Origin of the sequence: Wenjunlia tyrosinilytica (assembly GCF_014646055.1) — a bacterium.
Classification (GTDB): domain Bacteria; phylum Actinomycetota; class Actinomycetes; order Streptomycetales; family Streptomycetaceae; genus Wenjunlia; species Wenjunlia tyrosinilytica.
On record NZ_BMMS01000144.1, the window covers coordinates 1 to 1,079 of the forward strand.

At 68.6% G+C, this 1,079-nt stretch carries 1 protein-coding gene and 1 pseudogene; both read right to left on the minus strand.

Annotation, left to right across the window (positions count from 1 at the left end):
- Positions 1-528: SpnB-like Rossmann fold domain-containing protein (locus IEY86_RS37445; RefSeq protein WP_229699089.1), on the minus strand; the 528-nt coding region annotated here is incomplete at its 3' end.
- A 155-nt stretch (positions 529-683) separates the two neighbouring features.
- Positions 684-1,079, minus strand: a pseudogene (locus IEY86_RS35935) (polyketide synthase dehydratase domain-containing protein); the annotation flags it as partial.

The following is a 1,079-nucleotide window of genomic DNA, read 5'->3' on the forward strand; positions in this document are numbered from 1 at the left end:
CAACCGCGGCACATACACCTCACCGCCACGCACCGCCAACTCCGGCTCACCCGAGGTCAATGCCCGAGCGACCAGCTCCCAGGACTCCGCTCCCCCATCGACATCCACGTCCACCAGCACAAACCGACCCGGACTCTCCGCCCGCGCCGACCGCACCAGACCCCACACCGAAGCCAGCACCGGATCCGGCACACCCCGACCGACACCCACCCCACCCTCAGTGACCACCACCAACCGCGAACCCTCAAACCGCCCCTCACCCAACCACCCCTGCACCAGCCCCAACACCCCAGCCGCCACCGCACGAGTCGCCTCGACAACACCCCCACCAGGACGCTCGACCCGAACCACCACATGCCCCGGAACCTCCCCCTCCCACCCCTGCACAGCAACCAGATCCACCCACTCCACCGGCGCCACATCCACCAACGGCACCCCGACCCAATCCACCTGGAACAGACCCCCACCAAAACCACCAGCACCAACACCACCACCACCGGACAGCCCACCCGAGAACTCCCGCAGCACCAACGANTACCACCGGACAGCCCATCCGAGAACTCCCGCAGCACCAACGACTCCACCGAGGCCACCGCACCACCCGCGGCATCCGCCAACTCCAAAGCAACAGCCCCCGACCCCACCCGCACCACCCGCACCCGANCACCACCGGACAGCCCACCCGAGAACTCCCGCAGCACCAACGACTCCACCGACGCCACCGCACCACCCGCGGCATCCGCCAACTCCAAAGCAACAGCCCCCGACCCCACCCGCACCACCCGCACCCGAACCGCACCCGCACCCGCACCCGCACCCGAGGCCCACAACGACACCCCACCCCACGCAAACGGCAACCGGCCACACCCAAAACCGCCGCCCCCCTCACCGCAGACGAACACCACCGCATGCAAAGCCGCATCGAGCAACGCCGGATGCACACCGAACCCACCCACCGAGCACTCAAGCTCCCCCGCAAGCCCCACCTCCGCAAAAACCTCCTCCCCACGCCGCCACACCGCCCGCAGCCCCTGGAACACCGGACCGTACGAGAAACCCAACTCCGCAAACCGGTCGTA